The organism is Azospirillum palustre, assembly GCF_002573965.1.
In the GTDB taxonomy this organism is placed as follows: domain Bacteria; phylum Pseudomonadota; class Alphaproteobacteria; order Azospirillales; family Azospirillaceae; genus Azospirillum; species Azospirillum palustre.
Genome location: NZ_PDKW01000039.1, coordinates 565489 through 592481 on the forward strand (window position 1 = coordinate 565489; position 26993 = coordinate 592481).

Annotated in this window: 21 protein-coding genes, 3 pseudogenes and 1 riboswitch; of the genes and pseudogenes, 14 read left to right on the forward strand and 10 right to left on the reverse strand. The window is 69.9% G+C overall.

Features of this window, described 5'->3' with window-relative positions; translation table 11 throughout:
* The 5 genes and pseudogenes from CRT60_RS08720 to CRT60_RS08740 all read right to left on the reverse strand — a co-directional run.
* A pseudogene (locus tag CRT60_RS08720) lies at positions 1 to 197 on the reverse strand (branched-chain amino acid ABC transporter permease); the annotation flags it as partial.
* A gap of 3 nt (positions 198 to 200) precedes the next feature.
* A complete protein-coding gene (locus tag CRT60_RS08725) occupies positions 201 to 1088 on the reverse strand; it encodes a branched-chain amino acid ABC transporter permease (protein WP_098736016.1) in 888 nt (295 codons plus the stop codon).
* Positions 1089 to 1248: 160 nt separating this feature from the next.
* Positions 1249 to 2469 carry an ABC transporter substrate-binding protein gene (locus tag CRT60_RS08730; RefSeq protein WP_098736017.1) on the reverse strand — a complete coding sequence of 407 codons (1221 nt, stop codon included), beginning with the start codon at positions 2467 to 2469 and terminating at the stop codon, positions 1249 to 1251.
* Between the two features lie 164 nt (positions 2470 to 2633).
* Positions 2634 to 3035: pseudogene (locus tag CRT60_RS08735) on the reverse strand (ATP-binding cassette domain-containing protein); the annotation flags it as partial.
* A pseudogene (locus CRT60_RS08740) lies at positions 3035 to 3160 on the reverse strand (ABC transporter ATP-binding protein); the annotation flags it as partial. The pseudogenes CRT60_RS08735 and CRT60_RS08740, both read right to left, overlap by 1 nt.
* Positions 3161 to 3489: 329 nt before the next feature.
* Positions 3490 to 3719, forward strand: a riboswitch (cobalamin riboswitch).
* 45 nt (positions 3720 to 3764) lie between these two features.
* Between CRT60_RS08740 and CRT60_RS08745 the strand changes: the two are divergent.
* From CRT60_RS08745 to cobJ, 8 genes are all read left to right on the forward strand, one after another.
* The gene (locus CRT60_RS08745; RefSeq protein WP_098736018.1) at positions 3765 to 3956 is read left to right on the forward strand and encodes a CbtB domain-containing protein; all 192 of its coding nucleotides are present in this window, start codon (positions 3765 to 3767) and stop codon (positions 3954 to 3956) included.
* 10 nt (positions 3957 to 3966) lie between these two features.
* Positions 3967 to 4752: a CbtA family protein gene (locus CRT60_RS08750; RefSeq protein ID WP_098736019.1), complete on the forward strand. Its 786-nt coding sequence runs from the start codon at positions 3967 to 3969 to the stop codon at positions 4750 to 4752.
* 14 nt (positions 4753 to 4766) lie between these two features.
* Positions 4767 to 5828 (forward strand): cobalamin biosynthesis protein CobW, encoded by a 1062-nt coding sequence (gene cobW, locus CRT60_RS08755; RefSeq protein ID WP_098736020.1) that lies wholly within the window; start codon positions 4767 to 4769, stop codon positions 5826 to 5828.
* Between the two features lie 99 nt (positions 5829 to 5927).
* The gene (gene cobN, locus CRT60_RS08760; protein ID WP_098736021.1) at positions 5928 to 9332 is read left to right on the forward strand and encodes a cobaltochelatase subunit CobN; all 3405 of its coding nucleotides are present in this window, start codon (positions 5928 to 5930) and stop codon (positions 9330 to 9332) included.
* On the forward strand, positions 9329 to 10714 hold the full coding sequence (gene cobG, locus CRT60_RS08765) for a precorrin-3B synthase (protein ID WP_098736022.1): 1386 nt from the start codon (positions 9329 to 9331) through the stop codon (positions 10712 to 10714). The genes cobN and cobG overlap by 4 nt, the downstream gene beginning before the upstream one ends.
* The gene (locus CRT60_RS08770) at positions 10707 to 11345 is read left to right on the forward strand and encodes a precorrin-8X methylmutase (RefSeq protein WP_098736023.1); all 639 of its coding nucleotides are present in this window, start codon (positions 10707 to 10709) and stop codon (positions 11343 to 11345) included. The genes cobG and CRT60_RS08770 overlap by 8 nt, the downstream gene beginning before the upstream one ends.
* Positions 11342 to 12082 carry a precorrin-2 C(20)-methyltransferase gene (locus CRT60_RS08775; protein ID WP_098736024.1) on the forward strand — a complete coding sequence of 247 codons (741 nt, stop codon included), beginning with the start codon at positions 11342 to 11344 and terminating at the stop codon, positions 12080 to 12082. Before CRT60_RS08770 ends, CRT60_RS08775 begins: the two co-directional genes overlap by 4 nt.
* The gene (cobJ, locus tag CRT60_RS08780; protein WP_098736025.1) at positions 12079 to 12852 is read left to right on the forward strand and encodes a precorrin-3B C(17)-methyltransferase; all 774 of its coding nucleotides are present in this window, start codon (positions 12079 to 12081) and stop codon (positions 12850 to 12852) included. The genes CRT60_RS08775 and cobJ overlap by 4 nt, the downstream gene beginning before the upstream one ends.
* 119 nt (positions 12853 to 12971) lie before the next feature.
* Here the strand turns inward: cobJ and CRT60_RS08785 are convergent, their stop codons facing one another.
* Complete coding sequence (locus CRT60_RS08785) at positions 12972 to 13766, reverse strand: cobalt-precorrin-6A reductase (RefSeq protein ID WP_244592366.1); 795 nt, start codon at positions 13764 to 13766, stop codon at positions 12972 to 12974.
* On the opposite strand from CRT60_RS08785, the gene cbiE reads away from it, so the two are divergent.
* From cbiE to cobM, 3 genes are read left to right on the forward strand one after another with little or no spacing between them, the layout of a single operon-like run.
* On the forward strand, positions 13765 to 15003 hold the full coding sequence (gene cbiE / locus CRT60_RS08790; RefSeq protein ID WP_193548418.1) for a precorrin-6y C5,15-methyltransferase (decarboxylating) subunit CbiE: 1239 nt from the start codon (positions 13765 to 13767) through the stop codon (positions 15001 to 15003). The genes CRT60_RS08785 and cbiE overlap by 2 nt on opposite strands.
* Positions 14991 to 15434 carry a cobalamin biosynthesis protein gene (locus CRT60_RS08795; RefSeq protein WP_098736028.1) on the forward strand — a complete coding sequence of 148 codons (444 nt, stop codon included), beginning with the start codon at positions 14991 to 14993 and terminating at the stop codon, positions 15432 to 15434. The genes cbiE and CRT60_RS08795 overlap by 13 nt, the downstream gene beginning before the upstream one ends.
* Positions 15431 to 16192: a precorrin-4 C(11)-methyltransferase gene (cobM, locus tag CRT60_RS08800; protein WP_098736029.1), complete on the forward strand. Its 762-nt coding sequence runs from the start codon at positions 15431 to 15433 to the stop codon at positions 16190 to 16192. The genes CRT60_RS08795 and cobM overlap by 4 nt, the downstream gene beginning before the upstream one ends.
* Here cobM and CRT60_RS08805 read toward each other — a convergent pair.
* On the reverse strand, positions 16171 to 17316 hold the full coding sequence (locus tag CRT60_RS08805; RefSeq protein WP_098736030.1) for a cobalt-precorrin-5B (C(1))-methyltransferase: 1146 nt from the start codon (positions 17314 to 17316) through the stop codon (positions 16171 to 16173). The genes cobM and CRT60_RS08805 overlap by 22 nt on opposite strands.
* Between CRT60_RS08805 and cobA the strand changes: the two genes are divergently transcribed.
* Genes cobA through bluB form a run of 3 tightly spaced genes read left to right on the forward strand, consistent with a single transcriptional unit; the run spans position 17315 to position 20077 of the window.
* Positions 17315 to 18115, forward strand: coding sequence for a uroporphyrinogen-III C-methyltransferase (gene cobA / locus CRT60_RS08810; RefSeq protein WP_098736031.1), 801 nt, complete (start codon positions 17315 to 17317; stop codon positions 18113 to 18115). The genes CRT60_RS08805 and cobA overlap by 2 nt on opposite strands.
* Positions 18108 to 19421, forward strand: coding sequence for a cobyrinic acid a,c-diamide synthase CobB (locus CRT60_RS08815; protein WP_098736032.1), 1314 nt, complete (start codon positions 18108 to 18110; stop codon positions 19419 to 19421). Before cobA ends, CRT60_RS08815 begins: the two co-directional genes overlap by 8 nt.
* 2 nt (positions 19422 to 19423) lie before the next feature.
* Positions 19424 to 20077 carry a 5,6-dimethylbenzimidazole synthase gene (gene bluB / locus CRT60_RS08820; RefSeq protein ID WP_098736033.1) on the forward strand — a complete coding sequence of 218 codons (654 nt, stop codon included), beginning with the start codon at positions 19424 to 19426 and terminating at the stop codon, positions 20075 to 20077.
* A gap of 40 nt (positions 20078 to 20117) precedes the next feature.
* On the opposite strand, the gene CRT60_RS08825 is transcribed toward bluB, so the two are convergent.
* The 3 genes from CRT60_RS08825 to CRT60_RS36140 all read right to left on the reverse strand — a co-directional run.
* A complete protein-coding gene (locus CRT60_RS08825) occupies positions 20118 to 20570 on the reverse strand; it encodes a hypothetical protein (protein ID WP_098736034.1) in 453 nt (150 codons plus the stop codon).
* Positions 20571 to 20653: 83 nt separating this feature from the next.
* On the reverse strand, positions 20654 to 23617 hold the full coding sequence (locus CRT60_RS08830; RefSeq protein WP_143273172.1) for a CHAT domain-containing protein: 2964 nt from the start codon (positions 23615 to 23617) through the stop codon (positions 20654 to 20656).
* An 82-nt stretch (positions 23618 to 23699) separates the two neighbouring features.
* Positions 23700 to 26993 (reverse strand): beta strand repeat-containing protein (locus CRT60_RS36140; RefSeq protein ID WP_161958002.1); only part of this gene is annotated, 3294 nt, incomplete at its 5' end.

Consider the following 26993-nt stretch of genomic DNA (forward strand, 5'->3'; position numbering starts at 1 on the left):
AGCCCGGCGAAGCCGATCAGCAGGTTGAAGGCGCAGGCGAACAGCGCGAAGCACAGCACCTTCATCAGGAAGACGGGATAGAGCACGAAGGGTGCGGCGACGGCGAGCAGCAGCAGAACGGCGGCGATCAGCACGGTTCCGGCACCGTGGGACGGGCCGCGCAGGGCGACCGGGGTGGAGTTGCTGGCGACGCTCATGGATCAGCGCTCCCGTCCGAAGAGGCCCGCGGGCTTGATGAGAAGAACGATCGCCATCACGACGAACACGACGATGTTGGAGGCCTCCGGGTAGAAGACCTTGGTCAGCCCCTCCAGCAGGCCCAACCCGAGCCCGGTGACGATGGCGCCGAGGATCGACCCCATGCCGCCGATCACCACCACGGCGAAGACGATGATGATCAGGTTGGTCCCCATCAGCGGTGACACCTGATAGATGGGGGCTGCCAGCACGCCGGCCAGACCGGCCAGCGCCACGCCGAAGCCGTAGGTCAGCGACACCATCACCGGCACGTTGATGCCGAAGGCCTGCACCAGCGTCGGGTTCTCCGTCGCCGCCCGCAGATAGGCGCCCAGCTTCGTCCGCTCGATGGCGAACCAGGTGCCGAAGCAGACGGTGAGAGAGGCGACGACGACCCAGGCGCGGTAGTTGGGCAGGAACATGAAGCCCAGATTCTGACCGCCCTTCAGCGCGTCGGGAATCGGATAGGGCTGGCCCGACACGCCGTACTGGTGGCGGAAAGCCCCCTCCAGGATCAGCGCCAGCCCGAAGGTCAGCAGCAGGCCATAGAGGTGGTCGAGCTTGTAGAGCCGCGACAGCATCGACTTTTCCAGCGCGATGCCAAGCAGCCCGACCACCAGCGGCGCAACCACCAGGGCGCCCCAATAGCCGATCCCGGCATAGGTCAGCAGCAGCCACGCGACGAAGGCGCCGACCATGTAGAGCGCGCCATGGGCGAAGTTGATGACGTTCAACATGCCGAAGATCACCGCCAGCCCCAGGCTGAGCAGCGCATAGAAGGAACCGTTGATCAGTCCGAGCAGAAGCTGCCCGAACAACACTTGGGGCGGAACACCCAGCAGGCTGAACATCTCCGCGTCTCTCCCGGCTCGTGGTTGTTGTTTTTTGGGGTGTTGTTTTTGTTTTGGATTGAGTGGCAGTCGATTGACGTCCTCCGGCCCCGCCCAATGGGCGGGCGGGACCGGAGGACGGCCTAACGCATCACTTAACTGCCACTCACTTCACCGCCCCTCACTTTACCAGAGTGCAGCCGCTCTGCTTGGGATCCATGAAGGCGGTGTCGGCCGGGATGGTCTTGACGATCTTGTAATAGTCCCAGGCCCCCTTCGACTCGGCCGGGGTCTTGACCTGGGCCAGATACATGTCGTGGAACATGCGGCCGTTGGCGGCGATCTTGCCCTTTTTGGCGAACATGTCCTCGACCGGCAGCTCGCGCATCTTGGCGGCGACCTTGTCGGCGTCGTCGGTCTTCGCCGCCTCGACCGCCTTCAGATAGTGCTTCACCGCCGAATAGACGCCGGCCTGCACCATGGTCGGCTTTTTGCCGGCCTTGGCTTCGAACTTTTTCGACCACTCGCGGGTCTGGTCGTCCGCATCCCAGTAGAAGCCGGTGGTCAGCATCAGCCCCTGCGCCGATTGCAGGCCCAGCGCATTCACGTCGGAGATGAACATCAGCAGGCCGGCCAGGCTCTGGCCCGACTGGGTGATGCCGAACTCCGCGGCCTGCTTGACCGCGTTGACGGTGTCGCCGCCGGCATTCGCCAGACCGATGACGTCAGCGCCCGAGCCTTGCGCCTGCAACAGGAAGGAGGAGAAGTCCGACGTGCCGAGCGGATGGCGCACCGAGCCGGAGATGGTGCCGCCGAGCGACTTCACCATCTTGGTGGTCTCCTCCTCCAGCGACTGGCCGAAGGCGTAGTCGGCGGTCACGAAGAACCACTTCTTCTTGCCCTGCTCATACAGGGCACGGCCGGTGCCGGCAGCCATGGCGTAGTTGTCGTAGGTCCACTGGAAGCCGTAGGGGCTGCACTGCGCACCGCTCAGCGCGGTGGCGCCCGGACCGGACATCAGGAAGATGCGCTTCTTGTCCTTGGTGATGCCCTGCACCGCCAGGGCGGCGGCGGAGTTCGGCACGTCGGCGATGACGTCGACGCCGCCGGTGTCGACCCACTCGCGCGCCTTCGACGCGGCGATGTCGGCCTTGTTCTGGTGGTCGGCGACGACGATCTCGACGGGCGCGCCGGCGACCTTGTTGCCGAACTCCTCCGCCGCCATCCGCGCGGCGATGGCGGAGCCTTCGCCGGCGAGATCGGCGTAGATGCCGGAGCGGTCGTTCAGCACGCCGATGCGGATGACGTTGTCCGACACCTGGGCGGAAGCCGGGGCCGCAATCGAGATCGCAGTCCCGGCGAGCGTCAGCATGGCGGTGCCGGCGAGAAGAAGCGTGCGCATCGGAAGGTCTCTCCCTCTTGGTCTTCGTTGTCGGCCGATCCCCATGGCGGGGACCGATGCCGTGCCTGGAGCAGGCAATCTGGCACGGATCCGGCGGTTCGCCGCCCTGCCCCTCGATGGGGTCGGGACGGCGTTCGCGCCGGCGATGTCGGGGGCTGGAGCGCCTACACGCCGAGATAGGTGTGCAGCTTGTCCATGTTGGCGTGGAGCTGGTCGTTGGGGATCATGTCGACCACATGGCCTTCCTCCATCACGTAATGGCGGTCGGCGATGGTGGCGGCGAAGCGGAAATTCTGCTCGACCAGCACGATGGTGAAGCCGCGTGCCTTGAGCGCCCGCACCGCGACGCCGATCTGCTCGATGATGACGGGAGCCAGACCCTCGGTCGGCTCGTCCAGCAGGATCAGGGTGGCGCCGGTGCGCAGGATGCGGGCGATGGCCAGCATCTGCTGCTCGCCGCCCGACAGGCGTGTTCCTTGCGTCGAGCCACGGCCCTTCAGGTTGGGGAACAGCTCGTGGATCTGCGGGACGGTCATCCCGCCCTCCTTCACCACCGGCGGCAGCGTATCAGCGCGTGGATGGTGCCGCGGCGAACCTGGAGGTTCACCTCCTTCACCGCCACGAACCCCTTGAACTCCTTCGTCAGGTTGCGCGCTTCCAGGATGATGTCGTCGTTCGGTGCGGCGTTCATCGGTCGCGAATTCTCCTCCCGTTCGTCCTTATGTCCCGGGCATATGCCCGGCGGCCGCCGTGCGGCGGGACGTTTCACCGATTGTTGTACGCACGAAGCATGCCACATGCAGGGTCGCTTCGGCCGGGCCGCCGGCCCCATTGTTTCTCCGCGGGTTTCTCTTAAGGGTTCGCTGCCCGTCCCTCGTGCCCCTCCCTCCTTAGCGTCGAAAAGTGTCGGATCCCTGGACACTCTGTCTGCAAAACATGACAGCATCCAAAGTGTCTGCATGCAAGATCGTCTGTGTGGCAGACGCCTTATTGCGGGCTTGCCAAACAGGCGCGGCACTGCGATGGTGGCCGCCCGACGGTGCCCTGCCCGTCCTGATGGACGGCGGGGATAATAGGGAATGCGGTGCGGAGCTTTCCGGGTTCCCAGGAAGCGCCAATGCCGCGGCTGCCCCCGCAACTGTAAGCGGCGAGCGTCCCGTCCATCATGCCACTGGCCCTCCGCGGCCGGGAAGGCGGACGGCATGCGATGACCCGCGAGCCAGGAAACCTGCCGGCGGACTTGACCGACCTTTCCCAACCCCGCCGGGTGTGGCGGGAGAACAAGGATGCCTTCGATGACCGCCCGTTCGATCAACACCGCTGCCGCCGGCTCCGCGGCCCGCAGCGCCGCCCAAACCGCGGTCGCCGCCTTTGCCGCGATCCTGCTGGGCAGCTTCCTGCTGTACGGCGTCGGCTTCGCCCAGCCGCAGCAGATCCACGATGCGGCGCACGACGCCCGTCACTCCTTCGCGTTCCCCTGCCACTAAGCAGCGGGTCATGGATCTGATCCGGCGGCTGTTCACAGCCGCTTTGGTCGCGGGCGTGCTCTCCGGCACGGCCGCTTCCGTCGTTCAGCAGGCGACGACCGTCCCGCTGATCCTCGAAGCCGAGAAATACGAGGTGGTGACCCCGCCTCCCGCAACCGTCGCCGCTCCGGCTCCGGCTGGGGCTCCGGCCGCCAGCCACGCCGAAGGCCACCAGCATGGCCCCGTGCGCGAGGTCGGCGAAGGCGTGCCGGTCACGCTGGACGAGGCGATGCAGCGCATCGGCCTGACCATTGCCGCCAACCTGATCGCCGGCGTCGCCTATGCGCTGCTGCTGGCGGCCGCGATCCTGCTGGCCGGCCGGCCGGTCGATGCCCGGCGCGGGCTGGTCTGGGGCATGGGCGGCTTCGTCGCCGTGTCGCTGGCCCCGTCCTTCGGTCTGGCGCCGGAACTGCCGGGCATGGCCGGGGCGGAGCTGGAGCTGCGTCAGCTCTGGTGGCTGTCCGCCGCGGCCGGTGCCGGCGTCGGCATCGCCGCCCTCGCCTTCGCCCGCAACCGTCTGGTCATCGCCGTCGCTGTTCTGGCCGCAGCGCTGCCCCATCTGATCGGCGCGCCGCATCCGGAAAGCGCCGAGGGTGCCGTTCCCCCGGAACTGGCCGCCCGCTTCGTCACCGCCTCGCTCGGGTCCGCCGCCCTGTTCTGGGCGATCCTCGGCTCCGTCTGCGGCTGGCTGATGAGCGGCGTGGTCCAACCGGCCGAACGGCAGCCGGCCCTGCGGGTTCAGCCCGGCGCGCGTTAAGGAGGCTCCATCCCATGTCCGCTCTTGCGAAAACGGCCGCCGGCAAGGTTCCGGCGACCGTCATCACCGGCTTCCTCGGCGCCGGCAAGACCACGCTGATCCGCGGCCTGCTGGAAAAGGCCGACGGCCGCCGGCTGGCGCTGATCATCAACGAGTTCGGCGACGTCGGCATCGACGGCGACATCCTGCGCGCCTGCGGCAACCCGACCTGCACCGAAGACGACGTGATCGAGCTGGCGAACGGCTGCCTGTGCTGCACCGTCGCCGACGACTTCGTCCCGGCCATCGAGAAGCTGCTGGCCCGGCCGGAGCCGCCCGAGCACATCGTGATCGAGACCAGCGGCTTGGCCCTGCCCAAGCCGCTGGTCCAGGCTTTCAACTGGCCGGCGATCAAGACGCGGGTCACCGTCGACGGCGTGATCGCCGTGGTGGACGCCTCGGCCGCCGCGGAGGGCCGCTTCGCCCCCGATCCCGCCGCGCTGGAGGCCCAGCGCGACGCCGCCGGCACCGTCGATCACGAAACTCCCATCGAGGAAGTGTTCGAGGACCAGCTGCTCTGCGCCGACCTGATCGTCGTCAACAAGACCGATCTGCTGGCCGACGGCGACCTCGCCCGTGTCGAGAAGCTGATCCGCGGCGCCCTCGCCCATACGGTCGGCCGTGACGCCAAGCTGGTCCGCGCCTCCCAGGGCGCGGTCGATCCGCTGGTCCTGCTCGGTGTCGGTGCGGCGGTGGAGGACGATCTCGCCAACCGTCCCAGCCACCATGACGACGAAGACGGCCACGACCACGACGACTTCACCAGCTTCGTGGTGGAGCTGCCGGTGCAGCCCGACCCGGCCGCGTTGGCGATGACGCTGGAGAAGGTCGCCGGCCTGCATGGCGTTCTGCGCCTGAAGGGCTTCATCGACGTGCCCGGCAAGCCGATGCGCCTGCTGGTCCAGGGTGTCGGAACCCGCATCCAGACCCACTACGACCGGCTGTGGAAGCCGGGCGAAGAGCGCCGCAGCCGTCTGGTGGTGATCGGCGAGACCGGGCTGGACCGCGATGCGGTGACGCGGGCGCTCGTCGGGTAAGAGTTTCGGGTAAGAGTTAGGGTATTGCGGCGTCCGCCCCCTCCTTGACCTTCACCGTTTTCGAGGGGGGAGGGGGCGAACGCTCCTGGACATCGAACCATGCACCTGCTTGCCGCCCGCCAGGACGAACTGGACGCCGGCCCCCAGGCGGAAGATCTGGGGCAGACGCCGGCCGACCTCGTCATGCTGTCCTTTTCCGACAGCGACCTGACCGCGCTTGCCGCCGCATGGCGGGCGGGCCGCAAGCGGCTGCCCGGCCTGCGCCTCGCCAACCTCAACCGGCTCGGCCATCCGCTGTCGGTCGATCTCTACGCCGACACCGTCGTCGCCAAGGCCAAGCTGGTCGTCCTGCGCCTGCTCGGCGGCAGCGGTTACTGGCGCTATGGTCTCGACCGGCTGTCCGCCCTTTGCCGGGACCGCGGCATCCCGCTCGCCGTCCTGTCCGGAGAGGCGCAGCCCGACCCGAACCTGACCGCCTACGGCACCGTTCCGCCGGACGCCGCCGACCGGCTGTGGCGCTATTTCACCGAGGGCGGCCCGGCCAACATCGGCCATCTGCTGGCCTGCGCCGCGACGCTGGCCGGAACGCCGCTGCCCCATGAAGACCCGGCTCCCGTCCCACGCTTCGGCGCTTACGACGGCTGGACCGGCCCCGCAACCGCCCCCATAGCTGCCGACTCGCCGGTCGCAGCCATTGTGTTCTACCGCTCCCACCTGCTGGCCGGCGACCTCGCCCCGGTCCATGCCCTGTGCGACGCGCTGGCCGCGCGCGGACTCGCCCCCCGGCCGCTGTTCGTCGCCAGCCTGAAGGAGCCGGACTGCGCCGCCTGGATGCGCGCCAGCCTGACCGCGCAGAACGCCGCCATCGTCGTCAACACCACCGCCTTTTCGGCGGCGCGCGAGGACGGTTCGCCGCTGGAGGCCAACGGCAGCCCGGTTCTGCAAGCCATCCTCGCCACCACGCCGGAAGCCGGCTGGCAGGCGTCCTCGCGCGGGCTGGCGCCGTCCGACCTCGCGATGAACGTCGTGCTGCCGGAGATGGACGGCCGCATCATCGCCCGCGCCATCGCCTTCAAGACGGCGGGGGAGCCCGACCCCGACCTGCAATTCGCCGCCCCGGCCCTGCGCCCGATCCCCGACCGCGTCGCCTTCACCGCAGACCTCGCGGCGAGCTGGGTCCGCCTGTCCCATACCCCGCGGGCGGAGCGGCGGGTCGCGCTGGTGCTGTCCGACTATCCCGGCCCCGGCGGCGGCATCGGCCATGCCGTCGGTCTCGACAGCCCGACCAGCACCGTGGCGATGCTCCACCGCCTGTCCGCCGAGGGCTACAGCCTGTCCGCCATTCCGGACAGCGGCGCCGGACTGATGGAGGCCCTCACCGGCACGCCCACCCCGACCCTGGCGCTCGCCGACTATCTGCGCTTGGCCCCGCCGAGCTTGCGCGCCCGCATCGCCGAGACCTGGGGCGAGCCCGCCGCCGACCCGGCCTGCCGCGACGGCGCCTTCGCCTTCCGCACCCTGCCCTGCGGCAATGCCGTTGTGGCGGTGCAGCCAAGCCGCGGCCACGGTCCCCTGACCACCGCCCAGCACCATGACCCCGACACCCCGCCCAGCCATGGCTATCTCGCCTTCCATCTGTGGCTTCGCCATGCCGTCGGCATCCATGCGCTGGTGCAGATCGGCGCCCACGGCACGCTGGAATGGCTACCCGGCAAGGCGGTCGCGTTGTCGGCGGAATGCTGGCCGGAAATCGTCGGCGGCGCCCTGCCCACCCTTTACCCCTTCATCGTCAACAACCCCGGCGAGGGCGTTCAGGCCCGCCGCCGGCTGGGCGCCGTGCTGATCGGCCATCTGACCCCGCCGCCGGTGGAGGCCGGTCTCCATGGCGACCTCGCTTCGCTGGAAACCGCCATCGACGAATATTCGCAGGCGACCGGGCTCGACCCGCGGCGGCTGGGCATGCTGCGCGAGACCATCCTCGACCTCGCCTGGAAATCCGGAGTCGCGGCCGACTGCAATTTGCGGCCCGACGACGACCCCGACGCCATCCTGTCGCGGCTGGACGCCCATCTCTGCGACATCAAGGAGATGCAGATCCGCGACGGCCTGCATGTCTTCGGCCACAGCCCGGCCGGCGAGCGCCGCGACCGGCTGACCGCCGCCGTTGCCCGCTCCGCCGATCCGGCCATGGTCGCCACGGCAATCGATGCCTGCGGCGAGGCGGAGATGCGGGCGCTGCTCGACGGGCTGGACGGGCGCTTCATCCGCCCCGGCCCCGGCGGGTCGCCGGCGCGCGGCCGGGCCGACACGCTGCCGACCGGTCGCAACCTCTATGCGCTCGACCCACGCGGGGTGCCGACGCCGACCGCCTGGACTCTCGGCTGGCAGGCGGCGGACGCGCTGATCACCCGCTATCTCCAGGATCATGGCGACTGGCCGCGCTGGCTGGTGGTCGATTGCTGGGGCACCCCGACCATGCGCACCGGCGGCGACGAGCTGGCCCAGGCGCTTGCCCTGCTCGGCGTGCGGCCGATCTGGGAGAACGGCTCCGGCCGCGTCACCGGCTACGAGATCATGCCGGCCGGCGTGCTCGGCCGTCCGCGGGTCGACGTGACTCTGCGCATTTCCGGCCTGTTCCGCGACGTCTTTCCGCAGCAGATCGCCCTGTTCGATCAGGCGGTGCGCGCCGTCGCCGGGCTGGACGAGCCCGACGACACCAACCCGCTGGCCGCCACCGCCAGGGCCGAGGAGCAGCGCCTCGCCGCTGCGGGCACCGAGGCGGCGAACGCCCGCCGCTGGGCCACTGCCCGCATCTTCGGCGCCGCCCCCGGCATCTACGGCACGGCGCTGTCCGGCATGATCGCGCGCGGCGACTGGACCGCGCGGGCCGATTTCGGCGCCGCCTATCTGGAGGGCGGCTGCCACGCCTATGGCGCCGGGCTGGAGGGGGTTCCGCTGCCGGCCCTGTTCCGCCGCCGGGTGGGAGGCGCCGACGCGCTGGTCCACCATCAGGACCAGCGCGAACACGACGTGCTGTCCACCGACGGCTTCATGCAGTTCGAGGGCGGCTTCGCCGCGGCTGCCGCGCTGGAGGACTCCGAACCGGCGCTTTACCATCTCGACAGCGCCGATCCCGACAAGCTCGCCATCCGCACCCTGGCGGAGGAGATCGCCCGCACCCTGCGCGGCCGGGCGGCCAACCCGCGCTGGATCCAGGGCATGATGCGCCACGGCTATCGCGGGGCGGCGGAACTGGCGGCAAGCGTCGACACCCTGTTCGCCTTCGCCGCCACCACCGACGCAGTCCGTCCCGCCCATTTCGACCAGCTGTTCGACGCGTACGTCGAGGATGCGGAGGTGTGGGACTTCCTGTCGCAGGACAACCCTGCCGCTGCCCGGCACATTCTGGCGCGCATGAGCGAGGCGCTCGACCGCGGCCTGTGGCATCCCCGCCGCAACTCCACCGCGGAGGATCTGCGCCAGCTCCGGGAGAGCGCCGCATGACCAACCCTGCCGCCACCCAGCCGCGCCGCCGTGGCGCCTGCCCCGGCGTGCTGGCGCCGATGCAGGTCGGCGACGGCCTCCTGCTGCGCGTCCGCGTTCCGGCCGGCATGCTGCCCGCCGACCACGCGCGCCGTATCGCGGAGCTGGGTGATCGTTACGGCAACGGTCTGATCGACCTCAGCCAGCGCGGCACCCTGCAACTGCGCGGCATCGCCGCCGATGGGCTGGAGCCGGTGACCGAAGCCCTGCGCGGCATGGGCTACGTCTCCGGCAATGCGGCGAGCGAAGCGGTCCGCAATGTCCTGTGCTCCCCCACCGCCGGGCTCGATCCCACGGCGGCGATGGACGTACGGGCGGTGGCGCGTACGCTGGATGCGCGGCTGGCGGACGATGCGGCTCTGCACCGCCTGCCGCCGAAGTTCGGCTGGCTGGTCTGCGGCGGCGGCATCGGCCATCTGGCCGGCAGCAGCACGGACGTACGCTTCGACGCGGTGGATGGCGAACGGTTCCGGGTGTCGCTGGGCGGGACGCTGGCGACGGCGGCACCGCTGGGGCTTTGCCGGGTGGAGGACGTTGCGGATGTGGCGTCGGCGCTGGGGCGGGCCTTTCTGGAGTTGCGCGCGTCGCTGCCGGAGCCGCCGCGCCGCATGGCGGGTCTGGTCACGGCAATCGGTGTTGAGCTGTTTCTAATGCGCCTTTTCGCCTTCACATCTCCTCTCCCCCCCGCTCACGCGCAAACTTCGTTTGCGCTGACGCGACAGGCGGACCTCCGGTCCGCTGAAAGCGGGGAGAGGATCAAGGTGAGGGGGACGCACCTCATGGATATCTTCGGCGATGCCGAACCCCCTCATCCCACCCTTCTCCCCGGGGGGGAGAAGGAGCAAGCCCCAGTGATGGTGACGGCCTTCCCCTTCGGCCGCCTCACCGCCGCCACCCTCGCCGCCCTCGCCTCCACCTGCACCGAAATCCGCATCACCCCCTGGCGCGCCCTCATCCTCGTCGCCCCCTCCGCCGACGCCGAACGCATTGCCGAAGCGCGCGGCGCCATCCTGTCGCACACCGACCGCCGGCTGAAGCTGACCGCCTGCAGCGGCGCCGGCGGCTGCGATGTCGGCACCACCGACACCCATGCGACGGCGCTCGCCATCGCCGAGCGCGCAGGCCCCTTGCTGGACCCGGTGCGAATGGTGCATGTGTCGGGCTGCGCCAAGGGCTGCGCCCATCCCGCCATCGCCGATGTCACCCTGACCGCCCGCGACGGGGTGTATGACGTCGCCCTGAACGCGAAACCCGGTGACGCTTCCCCGTACACCGGCCTGTCCCCCGCCGACGCCGTGGCCCGCGTCGCGGATCTGTTGACCGAGGAGTCCACCGGTGCCTGAGCCGCTCTACGACTATATCCGCGACGGAGCGGCCATCTACCGCCAGTCCTTCGCCACCATCCGGGCGGAGGCCGACCTGTCCGCCATCCCCGACGACCTGAAGCCGGTGGCGGTGCGCGTCATTCACGCCTGCGGCATGGTCGATGCGGCCCAGGATCTGCTGTTCTCCACCGATGTCGGCAGCGCCGCCCGCACAGCCCTGCGCGCAGGCGCGCCCATCCTTTGCGACAGCGAAATGGTCGCCCATGGCGTGACCCGCGCCCGCCTGCCGGCCGGCAACGCCGTGGTGTGCACGCTCCGCGACGCCGCCGTGCCCGATCTGGCGAAGACCATCGGCAACACCCGCTCCGCCGCGGCGCTCGACCTGTGGGGCGACCGGCTTGGCGGCTCGGTGGTCGCCATCGGCAACGCGCCGACCGCCCTGTTCTACCTGCTGGAGATGCTGGCGGCCGGTGCCCCGAAGCCGGCGGCGATCCTCGGCTTCCCCGTCGGCTTCGTCGGCGCGATGGAGAGCAAGGAGGCGCTGGCGGAAAACCCCTTCGGCGTGCCTTATCTGGCGATCCGCGGCCGGCGCGGCGGCAGCGCCATGGCCGCCGCCGCCGTCAACGCACTGGCGAGCGACGTCGAATGAGCGGCGACATTTTCTCCCCCGGCACCCTGTTCGGTGTCGGCGTCGGCCCCGGCGATCCGGAGCTGATGACGTTGAAGGCGGTGCGCACCATCGGCGCCTGCCCGGTCGTCGCCTATTTCTGCAAGCGTGGCACGCGGGGTCAGGCCCGCCGCATCGCCGATCAGGCGATCAGGCCCGACCAGACCGAGCTGCCGATGGTTTATCCGGTGACGGTGGAGCTGCCGCCGACCCACCCCGACTATGGCCGCCAGATCGAAGCCTTCTTCGACGAGTCCGCAGACCGCATCGCGGAGCATCTCGCCGCCGGTCGTTCGGTCGCGGCGCTGAACGAGGGGGATCCGTTCTTCTACGGCTCCTTCATGCACCTGTTCCTGCGTCTGTCCGGCCGTTTCAAGGCGGAGGTCGTTCCCGGCGTCACCAGCATGGTGTGCAGCGCCTCGCTGCTGCCGCGTCCGCTGATGCTGCGCGACGACGTGCTGTCGGTGATCCCCGGCACGCTGGACGAGGCGGCGCTGGTCCGCGCCCTGACCGCCGCCGATGCCTGCGTGGTGATGAAGCTGGGCCAGAACCTGCCGAAGGTCCGCCGCGCCATCGCCGCCGCCGGATTGGCCGAGCGGGCCTGGTATGTCGAACGCGCCAGCATGGACGAGCAGCGCTTCATGCCCTTCCTGGAGGCGCCGGACGTCGCCCCCTACTTCTCGCAGATCGTCATTCCGGGCGAGGGCAAGCGCGGATGAGCGGCCCCAAGAGCAATGGCTGGTTGAAAGTGGTGGGATTGGGTCCGGGCCCCGAGGACTGGCTGACGCCGGAAGCCCGGCGCGATCTGGCCGAGGCGACTGACCTCGTCGGCTATTTCCCCTATGTCGAGCGCGTGCCGCCGGGCGATCAGGTGCGCCACGCCTCCGACAACCGGGTGGAGCTGGACCGCGCCCGCTTCGCGCTCGATCTGGCTGCGCAGGGCCGGCGGGTGGCGGTGGTGTCGGGCGGCGATCCCGGCATCTTCGCCATGGCCGCCGCCATCTTCGAGGCGCTGGACGATCCCGACGCGCCCAAGGCGTGGCGAGCGGTGCATCTCTCGGTCGATCCCGGCGTTTCCGCCATGCAGGCCGCCGCCGCGCGGGCCGGGGCGCCGCTGGGCCATGATTTCTGCGCCATCTCGCTGTCCGACAATCTGAAGCCGTGGGAGGTGGTGCTGCGGCGCCTGCGTCTGGCGGCGGAGGCGGATTTCGTCATCGCGCTCTACAACCCGATCTCCAAGGCCCGGCCCTGGCAGTTGGGAGCCGCCTTCGACGCCCTGCGCGACATCCGTGCGCCCGAGACCCCAATCGTGCTGGGCCGTGCCATCGGCCGCCCCGACGAGGAGCTGACGGTGACGACCCTGGGCGAGGTGCGGGCGGAGCAGGCCGACATGCGCACGCTGGTCATCATCGGCGCCTCGCACACGCGCTTGGTGGCGCGTGCGGACGGCGGGCGCTGGGTCTACACCCCCCGGCATTACCGGGGGTGAGAATGGGTGTGACGACCAACCCGCAACGAATGATCAACCCACCACGAGCAACCCTCTCCCCCCCGGGGAGAGGGCTGGGTGAGGGGGACGCGCGGCGTGGATTCTCGGAAAGTCACGCCTTACATGCCTTCCAGCCACCCCACCGCGTCCTCCACGTCGTGCAGTTCCGCCACGCCGTTTCCGGCCGGCCGCTCGACCATCACCACCGGCAGGCCCAGCCGGCGGGCAGCTTCCAGCTTCGCGTCGGTGGCACGTCCGCCGCTGTTCTTGCTGACGACCGCCTCCACGCCCTCCCCCCGCATCAGCGCCAGTTCACCCTCGACGGTGAACGGCCCGCGGTCGAGGATCAGGCCCATGCGCGGCAGGGCCGGCATCGGCTCCGGCGGATCGACGGCACGGATCAGGTAGCGCTTGTCCGGCACCGCCTCGAAAGCCGCGACCTCCTGCCGGCCGATGGTCAGGAACACGGTGTCGCCCAGGCCCCACAAGGCCAGCGCCGCAGCCGTCATGTCCGGCACGCCGATCCAGCGGTCGCCCGGCTCCGCCGCCCAGGCCGGCCGGGTCAGCAGCCGCAGCGGCACGCCGGCCAGCGCACAGGCCGCAGCGGCATTGGCGGAGATCTGCGCCGCGAAGGGATGGGTCGCGTCGATCACCGCCCCGATGCCCTCGGCGCACAGGTATTCGGCCAGCCCCGCCACACCGCCGAAGCCGCCGATGCGGGTCGGCAGCGGCGGCAGCACCGGGTTCTTGGTGCGGCCGGCCAGCGAGACGCGGGCGTCGATGCGCGGATGGCCGGCCAGCCGCCTGGCCAGCGCCGTCGCCTCCGTCGTGCCGCCCAAGATCAGTATTTTGACCGTCAGCGCCTTGACCAACTCTCCCTCCCCACCCGTCAGGATCGGCGCCATGGATAGCATGGGAACGGCCCGCTGGCTCAGCATCGTCGGCATCGGCGAGGATGGCTGGGACGGTTTGTCGCCCGCCGCCCGCGCGGCGGTCGAAAGCGCTTCGATCCTCCATGGCGGCAGCCGCCATCTCGATCTCGTGCCGGTCGTTGCGGGGCAGGAACGGCTACCCTGGCCATCGCCGATGACCGACGCCTTCCCCGGCCTGCTCAGCATGCGCGGCCAGCGGGTCTGCGTGCTGGCGAGCGGCGATCCGTCCTGGTACGGCGTCGGCGCCACCCTGTCCCGACTCGTTCCGGCTGCGGAAATGACGGTGATCCCGGCGGCCTCCGCCTTCAGCCTCGCCGCATCCCGGCTGGGCTGGCCGTTGCAGGACTGCCGCTGCCTGACCGTTCACGGCCGACCGCTGGAGCAGGTCGTTCCGCATCTACAACCAAACGCTAAATTGCTGCTTCTTTCCTGGGACGGAACGACTCCGGCCAAGCTGGCCGCCCTGCTGCGCGCCCGCGGCTTCGGCGCGTCGCGCCTGACGGTGCTGGAGGCGATGGGCGGCCCGCGCGAGGCCCGGCTGGAGGCAACCGCCGACGGCTGGACGGCCGAGCGCACAGCCAACCTCAACACCATCGCGCTGGAGTGCGTTGCCGCGCCCGGCGCCCGCATCCTGCCGCTGGCACCCGGCCTGCCCGACGACTGGTTCGAGCATGACGGCCAGATCACCAAGCGCGAGGTGCGCGCCGTCACCCTGTCCTTCCTGGCGCCGCGCCGCGGGGAACTGCTGTGGGATGTCGGCGCCGGGTCGGGCTCCATCGGCATCGAATGGATGCTGCGCGATCCGGCCAACCGCGCCATCGCCATAGAGCATCACCCGGAGCGCATCGCCCGCATCCTGACCAACGCCACCGCATTCGGCGTGCCCGGCCTGACGCTGGCGCGCGGCAAGGCTCCGGCGGCGCTGGAGGGTCTGGAGCGGCCGGACGCGATCTTCATCGGCGGCGGGCTGACGGCGGATGGCCTGCTGGCCGCCTGCTGGGACACCCTGCCCCCCGGCGGCCGGATCGCCGCCAACGCGGTGACGCTGGAAAGCGAGGCCGTGCTGTTCGACGCGCACAAGCGGCTGGGCGGCGAGCTGACCCAGATTTCGGTGGCCCGCGCCTCGGCGGTCGGCGGCTTCCGCGGCTGGCGCGCGTCGATGCCAGTCACGCTATGGCGGGCCGAGAAGCCGTATCAGGAGGACGCATGGACCGCCTGACCCCCGATGCCCTGCTGTTCGGTCCGGTCTTTGTCGGTCTGGGCTGCCGCCGCGGCTGCGGTTGGGAGGAGATCGCCAACCTGGTCGCCACCGCTTTCGACGAGGCGGCCCTGCCCGATGCCGCGCGCCAGCTGGCCGCTCTGGCCGCCCCGGCGATGAAGGCCGACGAGGCGGGGTTGGCGGAAGCCGCCCGCGCGCTCGGCCTGCCGCTGCGCTTCATCGAGGAGGAGGCGATGCTGGCGGCGCAGGACCGCGTCCACACCCGCTCCGCCACCGTGCTGGCCGCGGTCGGACTGGCGTCGGTCGCGGAAGCGGCCGCACTGGCCGCCGCCGGGCCGGGATCGCGCCTGCTGCTGCCGCGCCGCTCCACCCCCCGCGCCACTGTCGCACTTGCCTTGCCTGCTATTGTCCTGTCGGAGACCCGTTCATGACCGTCCATTTCATCGGTGCCGGACCGGGCGCTCCCGACCTGCTGACCCTGCGCGGCCGCGACCTGATCGCGCGCTGCCCGGTCTGCCTCTATGCCGGCTCCCTGGTGCCGAAGGAGATCATCGCCCACGCGCCGGCCGGCGCGCGGATCGTCGACACCGCGCCGCTGACGCTGGAGGAGATCGTCGCCGAGTTCCAGTCCGCCCATGCCGCCGGCCAGGATGTGGCGCGGCTGCATTCCGGCGACCTGTCGGTCTACAGCGCCTTGGGCGAACAGACCCGCGCGCTGCGGGAGCTGGGCATCCCCTACACCATCACCCCCGGCGTGCCGGCCTTCGCCGCCGCGTCGGCCGCACTGGGGCGGGAGCTGACCCTGCCGGAGGTCAGCCAGACGCTGATCCTGACCCGGACCGAGGGGCGCGCCTCGGCGATGCCGGCGAACGAGACGCTGGAGGTGCTGGGCGCCTCGGGCGCGACTCTGGCGGTCCACCTGTCGATCCACGTCATCGACCGGGTGGTGGAGCGGCTGACCCCGCTCTACGGCGCCGACTGCCCGGCGGCGGTGGTCTACCGCGCCACCTGGCCGGACGAGCGGGTGCTGCGCGGCACGCTGGCCGACATCGCGGCGCAGGTCGCGGCCTCACCGATGGAACGGACCGCGCTGATCCTGGTCGGTCCGGCGCTGGGCCATGAGGAGTTCCGGTGCAGCGCGCTCTATGACGGCAGCCATGTGCGCCGCTATCGGGGGTTGGCGGAGTGAGCGCTTCCGACGATGCGCCCCTGGCGGTCGGTGACCAGCACCTCGACCTCGACCGGCGCATCCTCCAGCACCTCCTGCGCGGCGCAGCGCGCCAGCTCGGCCACATGGTCGGCCAGGGCCAAGCCGGCGGCGTCCGCCATGCCCAGCACCTGTGCTGCGGTGTTGGCGCCGCGCGCCTGCGCGATCAGCTCGGGACCGGCTCCGAGATCCGCCAGCCGCTCTGCGAGCCACTCGAAGTCCACGCTGTTGCGCTTGCTGTGCAAGTCCATCAGCCCGCGCGCGAGCTTGCCGAACTTGGCGAAGCCGCCGCACAGCGTCAGGCGGGGCACCGGGTGCCGGCGCAGATACTTCAGCGTGCCGCCGACGAAATCGCCCATGTCGAGCAGAGCCTGCTCCGACAGGCCATAGCGCGCCACCACCGCCTTTTCCGACAGGTCGCCGGTGCAGGCGGCGACATGGGGCAGCCCGGCCGCCCGCGCCACATCGACTCCGCGCTGGATCGAGGCGATCCAGGCCGCGCAGGAATAGGGCACGACGATCCCCGTCGTTCCCAGGATCGACAGCCCGCCGAGGATGCCGAGCCGCCCGTTCATCGTGCGCCGGGCGAGCAGTTCGCCATTCTCCACCCCGACCTCGACCACCAGATCGGCCGGCTGGCCGGCGGCGCCCGCCGCCTCTCCCACCGCCTGCGCGATCATGCGGCGCGGCACCGGGTTGATCGCCGGCTCGCCGACGGCCAAGGGCAGGCCGGGCAGGGTCACGGTGCCGACGCCGGGACCGGCGCGGAAACTGACGCCGCTGCCGGGCGCACCGCGCCACACCCGCGACCGCACCAGCGCGCCATGGGTCACGTCGGGATCGTCGCCGGCATCCTTGATTATGCCGGCCATGGCCCAGGGTCCATCCGCCCCCTCGCCCCGTTCGGTCACCGCGAGCGCGAAGGCCGGGGTCTGGCCGCCGGGCAGGGTCACCGTCACCGGGTCGGGGAACTCCCCGCCGAACAGGGCATCCGCCGCCGCCCGCGCCGCGGCGGTGGCGCAGGTTCCCGTCGTCCAGCCGCGGCGCAAGGGTGTAGCATCCTCCGCACCGCCTTCCGTCTTCTCCGAGCCCGAGTCCGCGTTCATGTCGTTTGAGTCGTCCATTCCCGAAAGCGTCCTGGTTCCCTTCGCCCCCGGCAGCGTCTGGCTGGCCGGGTCCGGCCCCGGCGACCCCGGCCTGCTGACCCTGCTGGCGCTGCAAGGTCTAAGGCAAGCCGACGTCATCGTCCATGACGCGCTCGTCAACGAACGGATCATGGCGCTCGCCAGCCCGTCGGCAAGGCTGGAGTTCGCCGGAAAGCGCGGCGGCCGGCCCTCCGCCCATCAGGACGACATCACCAGCCGCCTGATCGAGCTGGCGAAGGAGGGGCACCGCGTCCTGCGCCTGAAGGGCGGCGACCCCTTCGTCTTCGGCCGCGGCGGCGAGGAGGCGCAGGCACTGGCGGCGGAAGGCATCCCCTTCCGCATCGTGCCCGGCATCACGTCCGGCATCGCCGGCCCGGCCTATGCCGGCATCCCGGCGACCCACCGCGACACCAACCAGGCGGTGATCCTGGCGACCGGCCATTCGCTGGGCGGCGGGCCGGACTGGCGGGCGCTGGCCGCCACCAAGGCGCCGCTGATCCTCTATATGGGGTGGAAGGCGCTGCCGACCATCGCGGCGGAACTGATGGCCGGCGGCCTGTCCGCCGACACCCCCGTCGGCGTGGTGACGGAGGCGACCACCGCCAACCAGAAGAGCCTCGTCACCAGCCTCGGCACCTGCGTCGCCGATCTGGCGGCGAGCGGGCTGGAGCCGCCGGCCATCATCGTGATCGGCGAGGTGGTGCGGCTGCGCCCGGCGCTGGAGTGGCTGCCGGCCCAGACGGCGCTGCACCATGGCTAATGGCCTCATCATCGCGGCGCCGGCGTCGGGCACCGGCAAGACGACGCTGACGCTCGGCCTGCTGGCGGCGCTGCGCGCCCGCGGCGTGGCGGTGGGGGCGGTAAAGTCAGGACCGGACTACATCGACCCGGCCTTCCACCGCGCCGCCACCGGCCGGCCCAGCGTCAATCTCGACACCTGGGCGATGGGGCCGGATTTGCTGGACGGGCTGGCCGCCCGTGCCGCCGAGGGTGCCGATCTGCTGGTCTGCGAAGCGCTGATGGGCCTGTTCGACGGCGTTGCCGGCGTCGGGGCCACCGGCACCGGCTCGACGGCGGAGATCGCGGCGCGCACCGGCTGGCCGGTCGTGCTGGTGGTGAATGCCAAGGGCCAGTCGCAGTCGGCCGCCGCCTTGGTGAAGGGCTTCGCCACCTACCGCGACGACGTGACCATCGGCGGCGTCGTGCTGAACAATGTCGGCAGCCCGCGCCACACCGCGCTGGCCGGCAGCGCCATCGAGGCGCTGGGCATCCCCCTGCTGGGTGCCCTGCCGCGCGCGCCGGACCTCAGCCTGCCCGAACGTCATCTCGGCCTCGTCCAGGCCGACGAGACGGAGGGGCTGTCCGATCGGCTGGCCGCGCTTGGCCGCTTCATCGCCGAGCATGTCGATCTCGACCGTGTCGTCGCCCTGGCCAAGCCGTCGCAGGCCGGGCGCGGCAGCGATGCCCCCGCCCTGCCGCCGCCGGGCCAGCGCATCGCCATCGCGCGGGATGCCGCTTTCACCTTCGTCTATCCCCACCTGACCGCCGGCTGGCAGGCTGCAGGCGCGGAGCTGCGCGTCTTCTCCCCCCTGGCCGACGAGGCGCCGCCGCCGGGCTCTGACGCCGTCTATCTGCCCGGCGGCTATCCGGAGCTGCATGCCGGCCGCCTCGCCGCCAACGCCACTTTCCGCGACGGCCTGCGCGCGGCGGCGGAGCGGGTGCCGGTCTATGGCGAGTGCGGCGGCTACATGGTGATGGGCGAAACGCTGGAGGATGCCGACGGCGTCACCCACCCGATGACCGGGCTGCTGGGAGTGCGCACCTCCTTCGCCAAGCGGCGGCTGCATCTGGGCTATCGCCGGGCGTCCCTGCTGGCCGATGGGCCGCTGGGACCGGCAGGATCGCCGCTGATGGGTCATGAGTTCCATTACGCCTCCACCCTGTCCCGCGGCGACGACGCGCCGCTGCTGCAAGCGACCGCGGCGGACGGCAGCGACCTGGGCGCGCTCGGCAGCCGGCGCGGCCGGGCGCTCGGTTCCTTCGTCCATCTGATCGCACGGGGGTGAGCATGGAGGAGGATTTCACCGCGGCGGAGCGCGACGCGCTCTACAAGGCGATCTTCTCCCGCCGCGACGTGCGCGGGCAGTTCCGCCCCGACCCGGTTCCGGACGAGGTGCTGACCCGCATCCTGCTGGCCGCCCACCATGCGCCGTCGGTTGGCTTCATGCAGCCCTGGAACTTCATCGTCATCACCGATCCGCAGGTGAAGTCCCGCATCCACGCAGACTTCGCCCGCGCCAACGAGGAGGCGGAGGCGATGTTCGACGGCGAGCGGCGCAGCCTCTACAGCCGCCTGAAGCTGGAAGGCATCCGCGAGGCGCCGGTCAACCTGTGCATCACCTGCGACCGCGACCGCTCCGGCCCGGTGGTGCTCGGCCGCACCCACATGCCGGCGATGGATCTCTACAGCTGCGTCTGCGCCGTGCAGAACCTGTGGCTGGCCGCCAGGGCGGAGGGGCTCGGGGTCGGCTGGGTCAGCATCCTGCACGAGGAGGCGCTGAGGGAAGCGCTCGGCATTCCGGAGCGGATCGTGCCGATCGCCTATCTCTGCCTCGGCCAGGTCACCCATTTCGAAGCGACGCCGGAGTTGGAAACCAAGGGCTGGCGCAAGCGCCTGCCCTTGGAGGAACTGGTGTTCCGGGACCGCTGGCAGGGGGCTTGATGCGGCGTCTCTTCCGCGAACGGAGGAGACACCTGCACGATCAGCGACCCGTCACATTGTAGAATGCGTCCTTGACGACGCCCTCGAAGCCTTTGCGAACCACGAACCCCTTGACGGTGCTGGACGTCACCAGCTGTGCGATTCCCTTGCCGGTCATGGAGACGCCACGCGCGAAATAGGCCGCATATATCCCGTCCAGGATCAATCCCTTGGCGAAGTTGAGATAGATTTGGCTCGCCACCTGGGCAAAGGACGGATCGCGCTCCAGCACATCGGGATCGACACGTGCCTGCATGGCGACTTCCGTCACCGAGAGGCCGTCCAGCCTGACGATGGAGATTTTGGCGGCAAAGCGCTCCAGAAGCGAAACCTTGCCATCCTGATTGCCGTCGCGATCGTCGTAGAAAGCCGCGATGGCGACCGCGTCGTCGCCGACGAAGCCAATCGCTCCAATCGGGTTGTTGCCGAACTTAGTGATCAACACCCAGTCCATGATGACCCTCTTTGCTGATTTGAAATCAAACACCAAGTCGGCAATGGTTCGATTGCGCGAAACTCAAAAACGGCTCCTGAAGATTACAGACCGGCCGAGAGGGTGATCGGCCGGCTACCGTCACCGACCAGCGTGAAGGCCGCCCAGAAATAAGGATGGCTCTGATCCAGGTCGGCGATGATCGCCTTCTGCGCGGTCTGCAAATGATAGGCGCTGCCCTTGGAACGGTCCGTGCTGATCTTTCGGAACAGCTCCGTCATCAGCTTGATCGTCGCTTCGTTGTCCACCTGCCAATGCGACACCAGCAGCGAGCGGGCGCCGCCGACGAAGAAGGACCGGGCGATGCCGGTCAGGCTTTCGCCGCCGCCGCTGCCCTCGGCGCCGGTGTTGCAGGCGGACAGCACGACCAGATCGGCGTTGAGGCGCAGCTGTTCGATCTCGCTCGCCGTCAGCAGGCCGTCATATTGCTGCGGCGCCCCCTCGGGCAGCGATACCATCAGGGCCGGCTCCGACCAGCAGTTCAGCTCGTTCGGCAGCAGGCCGTGCGTGGCGAAATAGACGATCCGGTACTGCTCCAGCTGTGCCGCGCCGTTTTCGGGAGCCAGGCCGAGCTGCCGCACCTTCTCGTGGTTGAAACCGTCGCGGATCAGAACCGACCCGGCGGACGCCTGCACGCTCTGGGCCACCGTCCGGACCTCCCGGTCCGTCCCTTCCAGTCGCGGAAGCTTGGTCAGGCGGGCGACTTCGGACCGGCAGCTGTCCGGCAGGTTGCGGTTGCGCAGCACGGCGTCGACGTTGGTGAACGGCAGCGGATCGCCGAAGCCGATGAAGGGCTGCGGCGCGGACGACGGCTCCACGCGCCGCAGATCCACGAAGGACCGCACCGAGGGCGTCAGGGTCAGCGCATAGCGCTGGGCGAGCCAGGGGACGTTCCGGTAGTCCCTGTTGTCGGCGATGCGCGGGTGCGGTTCGGTCACCAGAAGGCCTAGCGGCAGGCTGAGCAGCGGCCCGGACGGGACCGTCACCAGATGCTCGATGCCGGCCAGACGGGGCTTCGCCGGCCCCATCAGCGTCTCGAACAGCTTGTTGGCGCCGATGACGTCGTACTCCAGCAGCTGGCTGCCATCGATGGCGGAGCGCAGAGCCTTGGTCTCGCGGGCAACCTGCCCGGTCGTCAGGGCGACCCGATAGGCCATCACGCCGTCCTTGCGGACCAGGAAGGCGACCGACATCGGCTCGCCGACGATCACCTGATAGAGCGCGTCCCGCTGGCCGAGCTGGGCCTGGACGTCGGCGACCTTCACCGGCGCGTCGAGCAGGCTCTGGTACCGTGGGAAGGCGCTCTGCACCTCCTGGGTCAACTGGCTGACGGCCCGCTTCTTGTTCTCCACCTCCGTCCGCAGGAAGTCGAGTTCGTTCGGCAGCGCCTGCGGATCGGCCTCCATCCAGGCCAGTTCGTTCTTGGCCCGGTCATGGTCGCGCTCGGCATCCTGAAGGCGCCGGATGACGCCGCCGGCCGACCGGTCGGCGGACATGCGCACGGCCGTCCGGGCGATGGCCTGGCTGGTCATGGTCCCGCGCACCAGCTGCCCGGCCTCGAACATCTCGGCGAAATAGGCTTCGGCCTTGTCCGGGCTCTTCTCGGCCAGGGTCAGCATCAGGTCGAAGAAGGGGAAGACCACCTCGTAGGGAAGCGCGGTGGAGCGCTCCGCAGAGATGGCAAAGGCGGCGCGGAAGGCGCGCAGGGACTCATCGGCGCGATCCGCCGCCGCATGCGCCTTGCCCAGCGCAAGCAGGGCCAGAACCTCCAGCCGCGAGTTGCTGAACAGCTTGCGCTGCTCGGCGATGGCGGTTTCCAGCCGGCCGACCCCGCGCTCCGGGCTGCCGGTGTCGACGTCCAGTTCGGCTTGCAGGAACAGGAATTGCGGCCGCCACCAGGACGGCGCCATACGGGCCTGTCCCAGCACGCCGAATGCCTGGTCGAGAGCCGCCGACGCCTCCCTCAGCCGCCCGGTCTTCTCCTGCATGCGGGCCTGGGTGTAGGTGTCCAGCGCCATGTCGGCGAACAGGATTTCCGTGTTGCGGGCGACGTCGGACACGCCGAACGCCTGGCTGTCGTCGCCGCCACGGCGGCCGGCCCCCTTGGCCACGCTCACGCTCTGGCGTTCCGCGGCGACTTTCTTCGCCTGCTCCAGCGCATTGTCATACTGCCGCTGGTTGGCGAGATGGAGCGCCCGATAGCTGCCCAACCGCAGGCGGACCAGCTCGTCGGCGCCCCCCAGCTTGGTCTCCGCCTGATCGAACAGGCCGTCGGCGATGGCGAAGCGCTGCTGGTTGCTGGCCTGCAGGGCGAGATGGGCGTAGAGGATCCCCTGGTTGACTTCGTCGTCCGGCTGGAACTTCATCAGCACTGCCAGAGCCTGGCGGTACTGATCCTCGGCCTTCGCGAACTCGCGGATGCTGTTGTAGTACTGACCGAGTCGCATGGCGTTCTCGAACGCCGACAGATCGCCGATGCTGAATTTGGTCTGGGCTTCCAGCCGCTCGGCCACCGAGGAGCGGGAGCCGCCGGCATCCTCGATCTTGGAGCGGTCGATCGCTCCGGCAAGGCCGCCGATGGTGTTTTCGATCTGGCTCATCGCCACCGGGATGCCCTCGGCCAGGAACACCGCGCCGTTCACCGAGGCGACGAGCGCCACCACGGGCCAGCCGCCCTGTTTGCGCCGGCATTCCATCAGCAGGGCGTCGTAGCGGTCGAGCACTTTGGCCGCCGCCGGTGCCGGGCAGGTCAATCTCTGGTCGATATCGCCACGCCACCAGCTTTGCGACGCGTAGTTCCCCATCACGGCATTGGCCGACATGTCGGGGGTCAGCTCGATCACCCGCGCGCTGGGCTCCCGCCAGTTGCCGCAATAGACCTCCAGCGTGCGCTGGACGCCGGTACCGCCCTCCGGCCGCGCTCCGGGCTGGGCCCGGCACGCCTCCCCGATGCCGTTCTTGCCGACGAGAAAGGACGTGTCCCCCGATCGCGAGGAGGAGGTGTTCATGCAACCGCCAAGCGCGGCGCAGAGCACTGCCGTAGCCACAATCCGGATGTTCGGCCGCTTCATGGGGATGATCCTCGCACTCTTACCAGAGTTCTTCGTTGCCGGAATTGGAGAAGATGGCGTCCGCATCGCTCTGGGACGGCGGACGCACCGGCACGACCACACGGGCATCGTCCAGCGTCAGGCGCAGCGCCTGGACCGGCAGGCCGATGGACAGCGGGGTACAGCCGGAGATCTGTTTGATCGGGCAGCCGTTGAAGACATAGTCCGCACTCTGGGTATTGGACTGGGCCTGGAGGCTGGCCTGTTTTCCGCCATAGCCGGCGACCTTCCCGTAGGCGGTGACCTTCGTGGCTTTCAGGATGTTGATGCCGCCGACGTCCAGCCCCAGCCCCTCGTATGGGGCGCTGGCCTGGTCGCGCAGGTTCATCAGGTTGGTGTTGGCGAAGGTCCCCTCGACCGACAGCGTCAGCACGCCCGTGGTGGTGAACATCTGGCTGACCAGAACCGAGCTTGAACCATTGATCCGGACATTGTTCAGCGGCTGGGTCTGGCCGACCTCCCCATTGAACACGATGTCGCTGGCTCCGGCCTGGATGGTGAGGTCGACGCCTTTCCGGCTGGCGTTCAGCGGGCCGATGCTCAGCGCGCCGCTCTTCAGGACGGTCGCCCCTTCCAGGACGGTGTAGCGCGTGTCGGACAGGCTCGTCCCGACACGGCCCAGCTTCATCGCGCCGCCCATGGTCGAGATGGTGCCGGACAGATAGGTGGTCGACGGCGATCCCGACCCGGTGTCCAGTCCGCCGGCGAAGACCATGTCGTTCAAGGTCCCGTTCAGCCGCAACGTTCCAGTGTTCACGAAGCGTGTTGCCGAACCGATCGTGCCGCCGCCCATCAGGTTGATCGTGTAGGGGCGATCGTAGGTGACCAGCGTGTCGGCGTTGACCGCTCCCCCGAAGGTGAAGGTCTGGGCGTCGAGCAGGTTCAGCGTGCTCAGGCCGGTGACGGCATTGGTGAAGGAGACGGTCCCGCCGGCCCGCAGCGCCAGCGACGTCCCCGTTCCGGCCGACAGGGCGGCGGCATCGATTGCGCCGCCGGCATTGATGGTCAGCGTCGACCCCTCCCCCTGGGTGACCGTTCCCAGCGAGACGTTCCCCTTGGCGGTGATGCCGAGCGACGAGGCGGTCCGCAGCGGGGTGGCGATCGTCACCGATCCGCTGCCGGCGGTCAGGTCGCCGGTCAGCACCGTTCCGGACGCCGCCGTCAGGGTGACGGAGCCGCCGGCGACCGCCCTCGGCGCAACCGTCAGCACCCCTTTGGACTGTACGGTCAGATCGCCGGCCACCGAAGCGGTCAGATTGGTCTCGCGGCCGTTGACCAGGACCGCGTCTCCGGCGGTCGTCAACACGACATCCCCGGCAAAGCCGTTGTCTGCGTTCGTCAGGCGCAGATCTCTGGAGGTGATCCGGGCGGGACCGCCGACCGCGATGGCACCGCTCTGATCGACGCTTCCAGCGTTGAGCACAAGCGAACCGCCGGTACGCAGCCGCTGGATGGTCACGCCGTCGGTATCGGTATAGACGATTGCCCCGGCGGCATCGGCCGTATCGTCCGCGTTGCGCGCCCGCAGGTCGATGGCGGCAGCGTTGTTGGCGCTGTTGTCCAGGGTGATCGCCGCGCCGCCGTCCTTGCGTGTCGTGACGGCCACGGTGTTGGCCGTGATGGCGCCGCTCTGGGTGACGGCGCCTCCCGCCGTCACGGTCAATGTGCCGCCGACAGTGATGGTCCCGATATTGAACGCCCCGTCCGTGGTGACCCCCAGCGCAGCGGCGGTGCCGGCAAGCGTGCCGATGCTGCCGCGCGCCGCCAGCGTGGCCGCACTCGCCGTGCCGACCGTCGCAGTGGTCAAACCGTTGACGTCGCTATAGGTGATGGCTCCGGCGGCATTCGCGGTTCCATCGGCGTTGAGGGTGCGCAGATCGATGGAGCCGGCGTCGTTGCCGGAGTTGGTCAGGGTGATCGCGGCGCCGCCGTCCTTCAGCGTCCTCACCGAAAGGCTGCCGGCGGTCAACGCTCCGCTTTGCGTGACCGGACCGCCGGCGACCAGCGCCACCGAACCCGCCGTGCTCAGCCCGGCAATGTCCATCGCGGTCGCGTCGGTGTAGGCGATGTCTCCAGCCGCCATATTGCCGTTGCCGTCCAGCGACCGCAGGTCCAGCGAGGACACATCGTTGCCGACGTTTGTCAGCCGGATCCCCCCTTCCGAACCGCCGCGCGTCCGGGCCACGAGCGTGTTGGCAAGAATGGCGCCGCTCTGGCTGATCGCCCCGCCAGCATCGATGGTCGCGGTTCCCGTCGTGCCCACGCCGGCGATCTCCACACCGTTCACATCGGTGTAGGCAATCGCAGCGCTGGCGTTCGCGGTATCGCCCGAGTTGCGGGACGTCAACTGGGCAACGGCAACGTTGTTCCCGGCGTCCGTCAGGGTGATCGCCGCTCCGCCGTCGTTGCGCGTCGTGACGTTCAGGCGGTTTGCCGTCACTGCACCGCTTTGCGTCACCGCATCCGACGCGGTGGCCGACAGCGTCCCGCCGGCCGTCACTGTCGCGAAGGTCAGGCGCCCCCCCGCCGTCACCGCGAGATCCCGCCCGACTGTGCCGGTCAAACTGGTGTCCAGCGCGTTTGCCAGGGTTGCGTCGTTGGCGCCGGTCGTGTTCAGCGCGATTTGCCCGCCGAGCGTGTTGCCCCCGTCGGTCAGGACGATCCCGCCACCCTGCGACGTGAAGGAGGAGGTGCCGCTCACCTGCAGCGCCGCCGATTGCGTGATGCCGCCGCCCGCCACCACCGTCGCGTTGCTGCCGGTCTGCAGCGCGGCGATGTTCACTGCCGAGGCGTCGGTGTAGGCGATGGCGCCCGCAGCCCGGCCGCCCTGTGTATCCAGCGTCTGCAGATCCAGATTGACGACATCGTTGCCGGAGTTCGTCAGCGTGATCGCAGCACCGCCGGACTTTTGCGTTTTCGCCGAGAGGGCGTTGGCATTGATGGCGCCACTCTGGGTCACGACGTCGCCGGCCGTGGCGGTCAGCGTGCTGGCGACGGCGATAGCGCCGAAGCCGAGAGCACCGTCCACCGTCGCGGTCAGCGTCCCCAGGGTACCCGACAGCGTGCCGAGGCTGCCGTGTACGGTGAGCGTCGCCGTTCCCGATGTGGCCAGGGTGGCCGAGTCCAGGCCCGTTGCGTCGGTGTAGCTGATCGCTCCGTCCGCATTGGTGGTATCGGCGGCGTTGCGGGCGCGCAGATCCAGCGTGGTGACGTCGTTGCCGGCATTGCCCAGCGTGATCGCAGCCCCGCCGGTCTTGAGCGTCTTCACCGTCAG

Excerpts from the sequence above, each read along its gene's own strand:
- cobW (WP_098736020.1), top strand. The coding sequence starts at position 4,767 with ATGTCCGCTCTTGCGAAAACGGCCGCCGGCAAGGTTCCGGCGACCGTC.
- CRT60_RS08745 (WP_098736018.1), top strand. The coding sequence starts at position 3,765 with ATGACCGCCCGTTCGATCAACACCGCTGCCGCCGGCTCCGCGGCCCGC.
- bluB (WP_098736033.1), top strand. The coding sequence starts at position 19,424 with ATGGAGGAGGATTTCACCGCGGCGGAGCGCGACGCGCTCTACAAGGCG.
- CRT60_RS08730 (WP_098736017.1), bottom strand. The coding sequence starts at position 2,469 with ATGCGCACGCTTCTTCTCGCCGGCACCGCCATGCTGACGCTCGCCGGG.
- CRT60_RS08750 (WP_098736019.1), top strand. The coding sequence starts at position 3,967 with ATGGATCTGATCCGGCGGCTGTTCACAGCCGCTTTGGTCGCGGGCGTG.
- CRT60_RS08795 (WP_098736028.1), top strand. The coding sequence starts at position 14,991 with ATGGACCGCCTGACCCCCGATGCCCTGCTGTTCGGTCCGGTCTTTGTC.
- CRT60_RS08785 (WP_244592366.1), bottom strand. The coding sequence starts at position 13,766 with ATGCTATCCATGGCGCCGATCCTGACGGGTGGGGAGGGAGAGTTGGTC.
- CRT60_RS08775 (WP_098736024.1), top strand. The coding sequence starts at position 11,342 with ATGAGCGGCGACATTTTCTCCCCCGGCACCCTGTTCGGTGTCGGCGTC.
- cobG (WP_098736022.1), top strand. The coding sequence starts at position 9,329 with ATGACCAACCCTGCCGCCACCCAGCCGCGCCGCCGTGGCGCCTGCCCC.
- cobJ (WP_098736025.1), top strand. The coding sequence starts at position 12,079 with ATGAGCGGCCCCAAGAGCAATGGCTGGTTGAAAGTGGTGGGATTGGGT.
- CRT60_RS08805 (WP_098736030.1), bottom strand. The coding sequence starts at position 17,316 with ATGAACGCGGACTCGGGCTCGGAGAAGACGGAAGGCGGTGCGGAGGAT.
- CRT60_RS08825 (WP_098736034.1), bottom strand. The coding sequence starts at position 20,570 with ATGGACTGGGTGTTGATCACTAAGTTCGGCAACAACCCGATTGGAGCG.
- cobN (WP_098736021.1), top strand. The coding sequence starts at position 5,928 with ATGCACCTGCTTGCCGCCCGCCAGGACGAACTGGACGCCGGCCCCCAG.
- CRT60_RS08725 (WP_098736016.1), bottom strand. The coding sequence starts at position 1,088 with ATGTTCAGCCTGCTGGGTGTTCCGCCCCAAGTGTTGTTCGGGCAGCTT.
- CRT60_RS08830 (WP_143273172.1), bottom strand. The coding sequence starts at position 23,617 with ATGAACACCTCCTCCTCGCGATCGGGGGACACGTCCTTTCTCGTCGGC.
- CRT60_RS08815 (WP_098736032.1), top strand. The coding sequence starts at position 18,108 with ATGGCTAATGGCCTCATCATCGCGGCGCCGGCGTCGGGCACCGGCAAG.
- cbiE (WP_193548418.1), top strand. The coding sequence starts at position 13,765 with ATGGGAACGGCCCGCTGGCTCAGCATCGTCGGCATCGGCGAGGATGGC.
- cobM (WP_098736029.1), top strand. The coding sequence starts at position 15,431 with ATGACCGTCCATTTCATCGGTGCCGGACCGGGCGCTCCCGACCTGCTG.
- cobA (WP_098736031.1), top strand. The coding sequence starts at position 17,315 with ATGTCGTTTGAGTCGTCCATTCCCGAAAGCGTCCTGGTTCCCTTCGCC.